General features: G+C 70.4%; 14 protein-coding genes. 13 read left to right on the top strand and 1 reads right to left on the bottom strand.

Annotated elements, in window-relative coordinates:
* The first annotated feature begins 45 nt into the window (after nucleotides 1-45).
* The 13 genes from QSK34_RS21020 (at nucleotide 46) to QSK34_RS20960 (ending at nucleotide 11,384) form a co-directional block, all read left to right on the top strand.
* On the top strand, nucleotides 46-774 hold the full coding sequence (locus QSK34_RS21020) for an ABC transporter ATP-binding protein (protein WP_161479912.1): 729 nt from the start codon (nucleotides 46-48) through the stop codon (nucleotides 772-774).
* Nucleotides 771-1,496, top strand: coding sequence for an ABC transporter permease (locus QSK34_RS21015; protein ID WP_161479913.1), 726 nt, complete (start codon nucleotides 771-773; stop codon nucleotides 1,494-1,496). The genes QSK34_RS21020 and QSK34_RS21015 overlap by 4 nt, the downstream gene beginning before the upstream one ends.
* Nucleotides 1,497-1,506: 10 nt before the next feature.
* Nucleotides 1,507-2,307 (top strand): pyrroline-5-carboxylate reductase, encoded by an 801-nt coding sequence (proC, locus tag QSK34_RS21010; RefSeq protein ID WP_202609920.1) that lies wholly within the window; start codon nucleotides 1,507-1,509, stop codon nucleotides 2,305-2,307.
* A 71-nt stretch (nucleotides 2,308-2,378) separates the two neighbouring features.
* Nucleotides 2,379-3,578, top strand: a complete 1,200-nt coding sequence (locus tag QSK34_RS21005; RefSeq protein WP_285585958.1) for an MFS transporter — start codon at nucleotides 2,379-2,381, stop codon at nucleotides 3,576-3,578.
* 66 nt (nucleotides 3,579-3,644) lie between these two features.
* On the top strand, nucleotides 3,645-4,964 hold the full coding sequence (locus QSK34_RS21000; RefSeq protein ID WP_285585957.1) for an efflux RND transporter periplasmic adaptor subunit: 1,320 nt from the start codon (nucleotides 3,645-3,647) through the stop codon (nucleotides 4,962-4,964).
* Complete coding sequence (locus tag QSK34_RS20995) at nucleotides 4,961-5,641, top strand: ABC transporter ATP-binding protein (RefSeq protein WP_285585956.1); 681 nt, start codon at nucleotides 4,961-4,963, stop codon at nucleotides 5,639-5,641. Before QSK34_RS21000 ends, QSK34_RS20995 begins: the two co-directional genes overlap by 4 nt.
* Nucleotides 5,638-6,822: an ABC transporter permease gene (locus QSK34_RS20990; RefSeq protein WP_161479916.1), complete on the top strand. Its 1,185-nt coding sequence runs from the start codon at nucleotides 5,638-5,640 to the stop codon at nucleotides 6,820-6,822. The genes QSK34_RS20995 and QSK34_RS20990 overlap by 4 nt, the downstream gene beginning before the upstream one ends.
* 21 nt (nucleotides 6,823-6,843) lie before the next feature.
* The gene (locus QSK34_RS20985; RefSeq protein WP_161479917.1) at nucleotides 6,844-8,028 is read left to right on the top strand and encodes an acetoin utilization protein AcuC; all 1,185 of its coding nucleotides are present in this window, start codon (nucleotides 6,844-6,846) and stop codon (nucleotides 8,026-8,028) included.
* Nucleotides 8,029-8,036: 8 nt separating this feature from the next.
* On the top strand, nucleotides 8,037-8,807 hold the full coding sequence (locus QSK34_RS20980; RefSeq protein ID WP_285585955.1) for a phosphatase: 771 nt from the start codon (nucleotides 8,037-8,039) through the stop codon (nucleotides 8,805-8,807).
* A 302-nt stretch (nucleotides 8,808-9,109) separates the two neighbouring features.
* The gene (locus tag QSK34_RS20975) at nucleotides 9,110-9,313 is read left to right on the top strand and encodes a helix-turn-helix domain-containing protein (RefSeq protein ID WP_030456159.1); all 204 of its coding nucleotides are present in this window, start codon (nucleotides 9,110-9,112) and stop codon (nucleotides 9,311-9,313) included.
* Nucleotides 9,314-9,451: 138 nt separating this feature from the next.
* Nucleotides 9,452-9,550 carry a 30S ribosomal protein bS22 gene (locus QSK34_RS20970; protein ID WP_018654693.1) on the top strand — a complete coding sequence of 33 codons (99 nt, stop codon included), beginning with the start codon at nucleotides 9,452-9,454 and terminating at the stop codon, nucleotides 9,548-9,550.
* A 29-nt stretch (nucleotides 9,551-9,579) separates the two neighbouring features.
* On the top strand, nucleotides 9,580-10,566 hold the full coding sequence (locus QSK34_RS20965) for an NAD-dependent epimerase/dehydratase family protein (RefSeq protein WP_202609922.1): 987 nt from the start codon (nucleotides 9,580-9,582) through the stop codon (nucleotides 10,564-10,566).
* Nucleotides 10,563-11,384 carry a lysophospholipid acyltransferase family protein gene (locus QSK34_RS20960; RefSeq protein WP_285585950.1) on the top strand — a complete coding sequence of 274 codons (822 nt, stop codon included), beginning with the start codon at nucleotides 10,563-10,565 and terminating at the stop codon, nucleotides 11,382-11,384. Before QSK34_RS20965 ends, QSK34_RS20960 begins: the two co-directional genes overlap by 4 nt.
* On the opposite strand, the gene QSK34_RS20955 is transcribed toward QSK34_RS20960, so the two are convergent.
* Complete coding sequence (locus tag QSK34_RS20955) at nucleotides 11,381-12,247, bottom strand: HAD family hydrolase (RefSeq protein WP_285585948.1); 867 nt, start codon at nucleotides 12,245-12,247, stop codon at nucleotides 11,381-11,383. The genes QSK34_RS20960 and QSK34_RS20955 overlap by 4 nt on opposite strands.
* Nucleotides 12,248-12,275 lie beyond the last annotated feature (28 nt).

The raw sequence follows: 12,275 nt of genomic DNA, 5'->3' as shown, positions 1-12,275 counted from the left end.
AGTAACCCGTTGACTCCGGTATGGGCCCAGGTTTAATTTCATCACATGATGAGTTCTGCTGAACCCGCGATAGCCGTCACCGGGCTGCGGGTCGTCCGGGGAGCCCGCGAAGTGCTCCACGGCTTGTCGTTCGAGGTGCCGAAGGGCCAGATCACCGGGCTGCTGGGCCCGAGTGGTTGCGGCAAGACCACGCTGATCCGATCGATCGTGGGCGTGCAGGTCGTCGCCGGGGGCGAGGTGACCGTGCTGGGGCGTCCGGCGGGGTCGGCCGAGCTGCGCCGGCTCATCGGCTACTCCACCCAGAACCCGGCGATCTACCGTGATCTGTCGGTCATGGAGAACCTCCGCTACTTCGCCGCCGTGCTCGGCGCGCCGAAGACCGACCCGGCCCGGGTCCTCCGCGAGGTCGGCCTCGAAGGGCACGCCGACCAGCTCGGCGGCACCCTGTCGGGCGGCCAGCTCAGCCGGGCCAGCCTGGCGGTCTCGCTGCTCGGGTCGCCGCAGCTCCTCGTCCTCGACGAGCCGACCGTCGGGCTCGACCCGGTGCTGCGCAAGGAGTTGTGGGAGCTGTTCGGCGGCCTGGCCGAGCGCGGCGTGACGATCCTGGTCTCCAGCCACGTCATGGACGAGGCCGCCCGCTGCCAGCGCCTGATCATGCTGCGCGAGGGCGACATCCTCGCCGACGACAGCCCCGAGGGCCTGCGCGCCCGCACCGACACCGCCGACCTGGAGCAGGCCTTCCTGCGCCTCATCGAAGAGAGGCAGCCGGCATGATCACGCTCGCCACGGCCCGCCGGATCCTGGCCCAGCTCCGCAACGACCATCGCACGGTCGCCCTCATGGTGCTGGTGCCCAGCCTGATCATGATCCTGCTCTACTACGTGATCGACAACGAGCCGGTCTTCGCCCAGTGGGCCCCCGCCCTGCTGTCGATCTTCCCGTTCCTGGTGATGTTCCTGGTCACCTCCATCGCCACCCTCCGCGAGCGCACCTCCGGCACGCTGGAGCGGCTGATGGCCTCCCCGCTGCGCCAGCTCGACCTCCTCCTCGGCTACGGCCTCGCCTTCGGCGCCGCCGCCGTCCTCCAGGTGGCCCTGGCGCTGACGGTCTCGCTGACCTGGCTCGGGCTCGACCTGCGGGGAGACCTCTGGGCGCTGGTCCTGGTCGCCCTGCTCAACTCGCTTCTCGGCACCGCGCTCGGCCTGTTCTGCAGCGCGTTCGCCCGTTCGGAGTTCCAGGCGGTCCAGTTCATGCCGCTGGTGATGGTCCCGCAGCTCCTCCTCGGCGGGATCATCGTGCCGCGCGACCAGATGGCGACCGTGCTGGAGTGGATCTCCAACGTGCTGCCGATGTCCTACGCCCTGGAGGCCATGAAGCTGGCCGTCATGAGCGGCGACCTGGGCTCCGACTTCTGGCGCGACATCGCGGTGGTGGCCGGATCGGTCCTGCTGGCCCTGGTTCTGGGGGCCGCGACGCTGAAGAGGCGCACCCCGTAAACTGCCACGCATGATCGCGATCCTGGGCACCGGCAAGATGGGTGAGGCTCTGCTCTCCGGCCTGGTCCGGGCGGGGCGGGCGGCTGACCAGATCATGGTCACCACCCGCCGGCCCGACCGGGCCAGGCAGCTGACGGAGACCTACGGCGTCAAGGTCGTCACCAACCTGGAGGCGGCCGAGCAGGCCGACGCGCTGATCCTCGCGGTCAAGCCCCAGGACATGGGCACCCTGCTCCGCGAGATCGCCCCCGTGGTGCCGTCCGACCGGCTGGTCATCTCGGTCGCGGCGGGCATCACCACCGACTTCGTGCAGGCCCGGCTGGGCGGCCCGATCCCGGTCGTCCGGGTCATGTCGAACACGCCGGTGCTGGTCGACGAGGCGATGAGCGTGATCTCGGCCGGGGCCCACGCGAAGGAGGAGCACCTCAAGCTGACCGAAGACCTGCTCCAGCCGGTCGGCAAGGTGCTGCGCATCCCCGAGTCGCAGCAAGACGGCGCGACGGCCCTGTCGGGCTCGGGTCCCGCCTACTTCTTCTACCTGGTCGAGGCCATGGTCGACGCGGGCATCCTGCTCGGCATGCCGCGGGCGGCGGCCCTCGACATGGTCAAGCAGTCGATCGTGGGCGCGGCGATCATGCTGCGCGACTCGGGGGAGCACCCGGTGATCCTCCGCGAGGCGGTCACCTCGCCCGGCGGCACGACGATCGCCGCCATCGCCGAACTGGAGCGCCACCGCGTGCGCGCCGCCTTCCTCGACGCGATCGAGGCCGCCCGCGACCGCAGCCGGGAGCTCGGCGGCACGAACAAGTAGCGCCCGCTACCCATTGTGACCAGCCGAAAAGGACTTAATGGTTAGGAAGCTTTCCTTATAGGCTAAGGCGAGTGGTGGTACTCTCCCCGGCTCGCCTGTGGTCTCGTGACTTCTCCCTCTACTTCGTCGGCCGGGCGGTCGCCCTCATGGGCGACGCGATGTTGCCGGTGGCGGTGACGCTCGGCGTCCTCGGCATCTACGGCCCGGTCGGGGTCGGCGTCGTCCTGGCGGCGTGGATGGCGGCCTTCGGCGGCCTGGTCCTGTTCGGCGGGGTGCTGGCCGACTGGTTCACCGCCCGGCGCATGATGATCTTCGCGGACGTCCTGCGCATCGCCACCCAGCTCACGATCGCGGTGGCCTTCTTCGCCGGGCAGCCCCCGCTCTGGCTCCTGATCACGATGTCGTTCCTGAGCGGCCTGGGGGCGGCGCTCTTCCAGCCCGGCGTGAACAGCATGATCCCGCAGATCGCCGCCGACCCCCAGCGCGCCAACGCCACCCTGCGCGTGGCCGACGCGGTGGCCCGCCTCGTCGGCCCCGGCATCGCCGGCGCGATCGTCCTGTTCGGCGGCCCCGGTGTCGTGTACGCCATCAACGCCGGAACGTTCCTGGTCAGCGCTCTGTGCCTGCTCGCGATGCGGGTGCGGCTGACCAAGACCGAGGCGACCTCGCTGATCAGCGACCTGCGGGAGGGCTGGGCCGAGTTCCGGTCCCGTACGTGGATGTGGTCGGTCATCCTCGTCTGGGCGGTCTACGGGATCGTCCTGTTCGGCCCGATGTGGCCGGTCGGCGCCCAGGTCATCTCCGAGACCAATGGCGACGCGGCCTACGTCATGGCCATCACGGGCGAGGGCCTCGGCAGCATCGTCGGCGGCCTGGTGGCCATGCGCTACCGCCCGGTCAGACCGCTCTTCTCCGGCGCGGTGGCGATGATCGCCTTCATGGCCATGCCCCTGGTCGTCGCGCTGGCCGCCCCCATCCCGGTGATCGTCACCGGCTACACCCTCGCGGGCGCGGCCTGGGCCTTCTGGTCGGTGATGTGGGCGACCAGCGTCCAGACCCAGGTCCCGGGCGAGGTCCTCAACCGCGTCACCGCCTACGAGGTGGCCGGCTCGGTCCTGAGCATCCCCATCGGCCAGTCCCTCGGCCCGATCGTCGGCGAGGCCATCGGCGCCCAGACGGTCATCTGGGCCGGCTTCTTCGCGGGCCTGGCCGGCATCGGCGTCCTGCTGTCCATCCGCCCGGTCCGGAACCTGCGCGCGGTCGGCCGCTGACTCGGGGACCGGCACGGCCGGGATCTACGATGGGCTGTTGTGGTGATCCGGCGTGGTATCCCCCTGTTGGCGCTCCTTCTCGCGTTATCCGCCTGTACGGCGGAGGAGGCGCCCGTCGTGCAGACCGCGACCGTGGCGCGGGCGCCCGTCAGTGAGGTGGTGGAGGCCCCGGCGACCGTCGGGGCACGGGCCACCGCGAGCCTCACCTCTCCCGCGGCCGGGACGGTCGCCAAGCTCTACGTCTCCGACGGCGACACCGTGAAGAAGGGCGAGATCCTCGCCCGCATCAGCGCGCCGCAGGCCCGTGACCGGCTGAAAGAGGCCAAGAAGGCCGACCGGCAGGCGGCGAAGCCGGTCTCCTTCGGAGGCGCGCCGAGTGTGCCGTCGCTACGGCTGCCGAACGGGATCGACCCCCACGTCCGGAAATCGTTCGCGCAGGCCCGGCAGGCGGCCCGCAAGGTCGAGGACAAGGCCATCCGCAGGCACCTGCTGTCGGCCATCGACCTGGCCGAGAAACAGCACCGATCCCAGCAGAAGGCGCTGAACGGGATCGTCGGCGGCCTCAACCGCATGCTCACCTCGTTCACCGGGCAACTCGGCGCGGGCATGAGCGGGCTCTCGTCGTCGATGAGCTCGCTTCAGGCGGCCTCGCGCAGCCAGACCCGGGCCGCCGTGAAGGCCGCGGAGGAGACCGTCGAAGGGCTCACGATCAAGGCGCCGTTCGGCGGGGTCGTCACCCTCGGCGGTGGTGGCGGGTCGGCCACGCCCGCGCTGCCCGATCTGGCCGAGCTCGTCTCCGGCGGAGGTGTCCCGGCCCAGGCGGCCGGCAGTTCGGCGGGCACGATCGCCGAAGGTGTCCCGGTCGGCCAGGGGGAGGCGCTGCTGACCGTCACCGACGTCTCCGAACTGAACCTGCGGGCCGACGTCGACGAGACCGACGTGCTGCTCGTCGAGAACGGCACCCGGGCCGAGGTCGAGTTCGACGCCGTGCCCGGCGCGGTCTACACGGCCGAGGTCACCGGCGTCGGGGTGACGCCCCAGGAGGGCGCGACGGGCGGCGTCAGCTATCCGGTACGCCTTTCGCTCGCCGAAGGCCGCTTCGACGACGGCTCCGAGGCGCCCGACCCCAAACCCGGCATGAGCGCCGTCGTCCGCATGATCGTCAAGGAGTCGCCCGAGGCCGTCGCGGTCCCGGCCGCCGCCGTGGTCACCAGCGGGCGCGACACCGTCGTCTGGGCCGTCGTCGGCGGCAGGGCCGAACGCCGGACCGTCACCCTCGGCGCGGAGGGCGACGCCTTCGTCGAGGTCGTCAACGGGGTCAAGGTAGGCGACCGGGTCATCACGCGGGGGGCCGACGGCGTGCGTCAGGGGCAGGAGATCCCGTGAGCGCCTTCGAGGCCGCAGGGTTGACGAGGTCGTACCAACTCGAAGGCGTGACCGTGGACGCGCTGCGCGGCGTCGACCTGACCATCGGCGACGGCGAGTTCGCCGCGATCGTCGGGCCGTCGGGGTCGGGGAAGTCGACCCTGATGCATTTGCTCGGCTGCCTCGACCGGCCGACCTCGGGGGTGCTGAGGGTGGGCGGCGTCGACGTCTCGACCCTCGACGACACCCAACTGGCCGAGCTGCGCAACCGGATGATCGGCTTCGTCTTCCAGTCGTTCCACCTGCTCGCCCGGACCTCCGCCCTGGACAACGTGGCGTTGCCGCTCGTCTACCGAGGGGTCGCCAGGGCCGACCGGCGCAAGCGGGCGCGGGCCGCTCTGGAGGCCGTCGGCCTGGCCCACCGGCTCGACCACCGCCCGTCGCAGATGTCGGGCGGCGAGCAGCAGCGGGTCGCCATCGCCCGCGCGCTCGTGGGTGACCCGCAGGTGGTGCTGGCCGACGAGCCGACCGGCAACCTCGACACCCGCAACGGCGAGGAGGTCATGGGCCTGCTCGAACGCCTCAACGCCGACCAGGGCGTGGCGATCGTGCTGGTCACCCACGAAGCCGAGGTGGCGAACCGGGCCCGCAGGCAGATCCACGTCAGAGACGGCCTGATCGAGCGGGACGTCGCGTGAGGACCGCCGAGGCCTTCCGGATGGCCCTCGAGGCGCTGCGGGTCAACCGGCTGCGCAGCGCCCTGACCATGCTCGGTGTGATCATCGGCGTGTCGGCCGTGGTGATCCTGGTCGCCATCGGCACCGGCGCCAAGGACGCCATCGAAGACGAGATCTCCGGCCTGGGCTCCAACATCATCCTCGTCGTGCCGGGCCAGCTGAACTTCCAGGCCGCCCCCACCCAGAGCCGCCTCGACCTGTCCGACGTCAACTACGTGCGCAGGGTCGTCGGCGACCCGAGCCGGGTCACCGTGTCGGTCCAGTCGGGCGAGAACATCCGCGTCGGCCGCAACGAGGCGTTCGTGACCGTCGTCGGCACCGACGAGAACATCCCCAACGTCTTCGAACGCCCGCTGAAGCGCGGCCGCTACCTCACCGAGACCGACGTCGACACCCGCCGCCGCGTCGCGGTCCTGGGCTCGGAGGTCTCGCAGCAGCTCTTCGGCGACCTCGACCCGGTGGGCAGACAGGCCACGATCGCCGGGGTGCGCTTCCGGGTCGTCGGCGTGTACGAGAAGGTCGGCGCCACCTTCGGGGTCGCGCGCGACCGGGAGACCCACATCCCGGTCACCACGGCCCAGCGGCTGCTCGGCGTCCAGCGCGTCAACGGCATCGCCATCGGCGCCTCCGGCCCCGACGTGATCGACTCCCTCGGCCAGAAGGTCGTGGACGCCCTCACCTCCCGCTACCCCGACGAGAAGTTCTCGGCCGTCACCCAGACCCAGCTGCTGGGCACGATCGGCACCGTCCTCGGCATGCTCACCGGCGTGCTGGCCGCCATCGCGGGCATCTCGCTGCTGGTCGGCGGGGTCGGGGTGTCCAACATCATGCTGGTCAGCGTGCGCGAACGCACCAAGGAGATCGGCCTGCGCAAGGCCCTGGGCGCCCGCCAGCGCGACGTCCTCGGCCAGTTCCTCATCGAGGCCGTGCTGCTCACCACGATCGGCGGCACCATCGGCATCGCCCTCGGCATCGGCGGCTCACTCCTGATCGAGGCGCTCTCTCCCGTACCGGCGTCGATCACCCTCTGGTCGATCCTGCTGGCCTTCGGCGTCTCGGCCGTCGTGGGCGTCTTCTTCGGCGTCGCCCCGGCCCGCCGCGCCGGGCGCCTCGACCCGGTGGTGGCCCTCCGGGCCGAATGAGCGTGCGGTAATTTGCTGGCTATGAGCGACTTCGCGCGTGGCGCCTGCGGACCCGTGCGGGTCGTCTGGGACGACGCCCTGACGTCGTACGACTTCGGGCCCCATCACCCTCTCGCGCCGGTGCGGGTCGAGTTGACCATGGCGCTGGCCCGGGAGCTCGGGGTGCTCGGCGCGGTCGAGATCGTGCCCTGTGCGCCGGCGACCGACGACGACCTCGCGAGCGTGCACAAGCGTGATTACATCGAGGCGGTCAAGCGGGTCTCCGAAGACGGCCGGCCCGATCTGCGGGCGGGGCTCGGCACCAGCGACAACCCGGCCTTCGCCGGCGTCCACGAGGCCTCCGCGCTGATCGCGGGGGCGACGCTGGAGGCCGTGAAGCAGGTGCACCAGGGCGGCGCGATGCACGCGCTGAACGTCGCCGGGGGCCTCCACCACGCCATGCCGGCCACGGCCAGCGGCTTCTGCGTCTACAACGACCCGGCGGTCGCCATCGCCTGGCTGCTCGCCCAGGGGGTCGAGAAGGTCGCCTACGTCGACGTCGACGTCCACCACGGCGACGGCGTGCAGGCCATGTTCTTCGACGACCCGCGGGTGCTGACGATCAGCCTCCACGAGTCGCCCCGCACGCTCTTCCCCGGCACCGGCTTCGCCGAGGAGACCGGCGCCGAGGGGACGGCCGTGAACGTGCCGCTCCCGGCCGGCTGCGGCGACGCCGGGTGGTTGCGGGCCTTCCACGCGGTGGTGCCGCCGCTGCTGCGCGAGTTCGCCCCCGACTTCCTGGTCACCCAGCACGGCTGCGACTCCCACGCCCTCGACCCGCTGGCCCACCTGATGTTGTCGCTCGACGGCCAGCGGACGGCGTACCGGGAACTGCACAAGCTGGCCCACGAGACGGCCGGCGGGCGGTGGCTCGCCACCGGCGGCGGGGGATACGAGCTGGTCCAGGTGGTGCCGAGGGCGTGGACCCATCTGATCGCCGAGGCCGCGGGTGCTCCCGTCGAGCCCGAGACCGCCACCCCCGAGGCGTGGCGCGAGTTCGTCCGCGCGCGGACCGGCGAGTTGCCGCCGCTCACGATGACCGACGGCCGCACCCCCGAATATCGGCCCATCTCCGAGGGTTACGACCCGGCCGATCCGATCGACCGCGCGATTATGGCCACCCGGAACGCGGTCTTCCCCTACCACGGTCTGGACCCACTGCCATGACATCAGGCATGACGCGAGCAGAGCTCATCGACCACCTCGTGCGCACCCGCATCGCGGGTGACGTCGCCACGAGCCGTGAGAACAACCTCGACCACTACCGGTCACTCGCGGTGCGCGACCCCCACTACATGTTCGGGCTGACCTTCGAGGGCGCCTGGACCTACCGCGACGTCCTCGACCTGATGGCCAAGTCGGCGGGTGTGGTGGCCGATCCGGGCCACCGGTCGGGTCAGGACACGATCGACCCCGAGCGGACGGTCGCGGCGCTCGACGCGATGGGCGACCGGATCGCGGGGGCGCTGCGGCGGCCCGACCCCAAGATGATCATCGCCACCGGCCACCCGACCGGGCTGATGGTCGTTCACATGGCTATCGCTCGTTTCGTCGTGACTCAGGGGGCGACTCTACTTACTCCGGCGGAAGGGTGGACGTACCTTCCCGGTTCGTTCGGCCGCCGGCGCTCGATCCGCTACATCGACGACGTCGCCCTCCTCGACGACGGCGGTGCCCTTGTGCACACGCATGACTCCGCTCCGATGCGGCGGATGCTCGAGGAGCAGAGACCGGATTTCGTCATCGCCGACCACGGCTGGGCGGGCGCGGCCGGGGAGGCGGGCGTCGAGACGGTCGGGTTCGCCGACTGCAACGATCCGGCCCTTTTCGTGGGAGAAGCCGAGGGGAAGATCGCGGTCACCGTGCCCCTGGATGACAACGTGCTGCCCCGCTATTACGGACCGTTGACCGACTACCTGCTTCGATGTGTGGCGGCCGGCCTTTAGGGGCGTCCCTTTTAGGGGTTTCACGCCCACTTTTGCACTGGTGTGTCGACCGCTTGACAACTTTTTCCTGATCCTGGGCGACTCTAATGTGAGAGAAGTTGGTCCGTTCCAAGATCAAGGCGAGGGGCACGGTCCGGCTGCTGGCCAGCGTTTTTCGGTGTTTCGCGGGCAAGATCCCCCGATGGCTGATGAAATGGGGGGTTTGCCTCCGTGAAGTCCCGACTTACGCTGACAGCAGTACACGTGCGTGAGCAATGGCACCAGTGGGGATAACCCGGAAACACGTGCGGAAGAGGCGTCCGATGGGTGCAGGCGAAAGACCTCTCAGCGAGGTGAAGTTCCTGACGGTGGCAGAAGTGGCCACCGTCATGCGGGTGTCCAAGATGACGGTGTACCGGCTCGTGCACTCGGGCGAGTTGCCGGCCATCAGGGTAGGCCGGTCCTTCAGAGTGCCCGAACAGGCGGTGCACGACTATCTGAGGGACGCTTTCATCGAGGCTGGATGAAGTGACCTGTAGCGACTAGCGATACCAAGGGCAACGCGGGTCCCCCCAGGGGAACGATCAACCATGGATCGCCGGTAGGCTGTTGTGCCGGTGTGCGCTCGCGCACCGGTACGACGTCTATCTTCACCTGGGGGTCCCGTGGGCTCTGTGATCAAGAAGCGCCGCAAGCGCATGGCCAAGAAGAAGCACCGCAAGCTGCTCAAGAAGACCCGCATCCAGCGGCGTAACAAGAAGTAGCCCAGCGCGGTCCCTGCGAGGAAGAGTCTATGAGTCCCGTGACCCGGACAGTCCTGGTCACCGGGATATCCCGGCACATCGGCGCTCGGCTGGCGAGCGTCCTCGCAGCCGACCCGGCCGTCAGCCGGGTCATCGGAGTCGACACGGTGCCGCCGACGTCGCTTACGCGTGATGGCGGCGCCCAACTCAACCCTCTGGGCCGCGTCGAGTTTGTCCGCGTCGACCTGCGCAGCCCCGACATCGCCCAGGTCATCGCGGCGGCCGACATCGACACGGTCGTCCACATGAGCCTGATGAGCGGGCCGGCCGGCAGTCGTCCGGCGATGAAAGAGCACAACGTCATCGGCACGATGCAACTGCTCGCGGCCTGCCAGCGCTCCGAGACCGTGCGCCGGGTCGTCGTACGCTCCACCACGGCCGTCTACGGCTCCTCTCCCACCGACCCCGCCGTCTTCACCGAGGACAGCGAGCCGGTGGAGGTTCCCCACACCGGCTACGGCAAGGACGCGTCCGAGGTCGAGGGCTACGTCCGCGGCTACGCGCGGCGGCGGCCCGACGTGGTGACGACGACGTTGCGGTTCGCGAACTTCATCGGGCCCAAGGTCGACTCCCCGCTGACCCGCTACTTCCGGGCGCCGGTCCTGCCGACCGTGCTCGGCTTCGACCCGCGACTCCAGTTCGTCCACGAAGACGACGGGGTCGAGGTGCTCAGGCGGGCCGCGCTCGACGATCATCCCGGCGTCTTCAACGTCGCGGGCGACGGCGTGCTGCTGCTCTCGCAGTGCCTGCGGCGGGCCGGCCGGTTCTTCCTGCCGGTGCCGGCCCCGGCGTTCCGGTTCCTGGGCGAGGCCGCCCGCGCGGTCGGGCGCATGGACTTCACGCCCGACCAACTGGCTTTGATGAGCCACGGCCGGGTGGTCGACTCGGCCAGGCTGGCCGACGAGTTCGGCTGGGTGCCCAAACACACCACCGCGTCGGCGTTCGACGACTTCCTCCAGACCCGGAGCACGTGGTGACCGCCGAGGAACTCCTCACCTTCGCCGCCCGCCGCATCTCGGGCCGCTACGAGGTCGACGAGTTCGGCTACGACGCCGAGCTCAACGACAAGGTCCTCCTCGAACTGCTGCGCCCGCTCTACCGCCACTGGTTCCGCGTCGAGACCATCGGCCTGCACAACCTGCCGCCCGACGGCGCCCTCGTGGTCGCCAACCACTCGGGCACCCTTCCGATCGACGCCCTGATGTTGCAGGTCGCCCTCCACGACAAGGCCGGGCGGGTGGTGCGGCTGCTCGGCGCCGACCTCGTCCACCGGCTGCCGCTGCTCGGCCATCTGTCCCGCAAGACCGGCCACACCCTGGCCTGCAAGGAAGACGCCGACCGGCTGCTGCGCAAGGGCGAACTCGTCGGGGTGTTCCCCGAGGGCTTCAAGGGCATCGGCAAGCCCTGGTCCCAGCGCTACAAGCTCCAGCGGTTCGGCCGGGGCGGGTTCGTCGCCTCCGCGATCAGGGCCGGGGTGCCGATCGTGCCGTGCTCGATCGTCGGGGCCGAGGAGATCTATCCGAAGATCGGCGAGTTGCGCCCGCTGGCCCGCCTGCTCGGCCTGCCCTATCTGCCGATCACGCCGCTGTTCCCGTGGTTCGGCCCGCTCGGGCTGGTGCCGCTGCCGTCGAAGTGGCTGATCGAGTTCGGCGAGCCGATCAGGTCAGACGAGGTCGACCCCGCCGACGCCGACGACCCGATGGTGGTCTTCGAACTCACCGACCAGGTCCGCGAGACGATCCAGCGCTCGCTCAACGCGCTGCGGCTGCGCCGCGGACCGGCCTTCTTCCTCTAGTGCTTCTTGTAGTGGCGTCGCAGGGCCAGCCCCGCCGCCACGCTGCCCGCGATCGCGCCCGCCGTCGCCGCGATGGGCAACCCGATCATGGTCGCCTTGCGGGTGGTGCGGAAGTCGCGCACCTGCCAGCCCCGCTGCCGGGCGTGTTCGCGCAGCTCGGTGTCGGGGTTGATGGCGTAGGGGTGGCCGACCAGCGACAACATGGGCAGGTCGTTGGCCGAGTCGCTGTAGGCCGAGCAGCGGGTCAGGTCGAGCCCCTCACGGCGGGCCAGTGCCCTGACCGCCTCGGCCTTGGCCGGGCCGTGCAGTAAATCGCCCACCAGGTGACCGGTGTAGGCGCCGTCTCTGGTCTCCGAGACGGTGCCGAGCGCGCCGGTCAGGCCGAGCCGCCGGGCGATGACGTGGGCCAGCTCGACCGGCGTCGCGGTGACCAGCCACACCCGCTGACCGGCGTCGAGGTGGGCCTGGGCCAGCGCGCGGGTGCCCGACCAGATGCGGTCGGCCATCACCTCGTCGTAGATCTCCTCGCCCAGCAGGACGACCTCGTCGACCTTCAGCCCGGCGACGAACGCCAGCGCCATCTCCTTGGCCTTGGCGACGTGGTCGGGGTTCTCGTTGCCGCGGACCCGGAACATGGCCTGCCCGACGGCGAACTTGACCAGGTCGCCGGTGGTGAACAGGCCCCGGGCGGCCAGGCCCCTGGCGAAGTGGTAGATCGACGCGCCGCGGACCATGGTGTTGTCGACGTCGAAGAATGCGGCGGCGGTCGGATCGGGCTCGGCGCTCGGGGCCGGCAACGCGGCCGCGGCCGCCACCTCACCCGCGAGTTCCGCCGCTTCGCGCCGTCTCAGTAGCCGCTTCATAACCTCCGAGCTTAACCGCTGGGCCCCC

The sequence above is a fragment of the Herbidospora sp. NBRC 101105 genome (assembly GCF_030269205.1).
GTDB classification, from domain to species: Bacteria; Actinomycetota; Actinomycetes; order Streptosporangiales; family Streptosporangiaceae; genus Herbidospora; species Herbidospora solisilvae.
Note: the sequence above shows the minus strand (reverse complement) of the source record. Positions and strands in the feature narration are given on the sequence as shown.

Coding starts and splice junctions, on each gene's coding strand:
- QSK34_RS21015 (WP_161479913.1), top strand. CDS start 771: ATGATCACGCTCGCCACGGCCCGCCGGATCCTGGCCCAGCTCCGCAAC.
- QSK34_RS20985 (WP_161479917.1), top strand. CDS start 6,844: ATGAGCGACTTCGCGCGTGGCGCCTGCGGACCCGTGCGGGTCGTCTGG.
- QSK34_RS21020 (WP_161479912.1), top strand. CDS start 46: ATGATGAGTTCTGCTGAACCCGCGATAGCCGTCACCGGGCTGCGGGTC.
- QSK34_RS20955 (WP_285585948.1), bottom strand. CDS start 12,247: ATGAAGCGGCTACTGAGACGGCGCGAAGCGGCGGAACTCGCGGGTGAG.
- proC (WP_202609920.1), top strand. CDS start 1,507: ATGATCGCGATCCTGGGCACCGGCAAGATGGGTGAGGCTCTGCTCTCC.
- QSK34_RS20965 (WP_202609922.1), top strand. CDS start 9,580: ATGAGTCCCGTGACCCGGACAGTCCTGGTCACCGGGATATCCCGGCAC.
- QSK34_RS20980 (WP_285585955.1), top strand. CDS start 8,037: ATGACGCGAGCAGAGCTCATCGACCACCTCGTGCGCACCCGCATCGCG.
- QSK34_RS20975 (WP_030456159.1), top strand. CDS start 9,110: ATGGGTGCAGGCGAAAGACCTCTCAGCGAGGTGAAGTTCCTGACGGTG.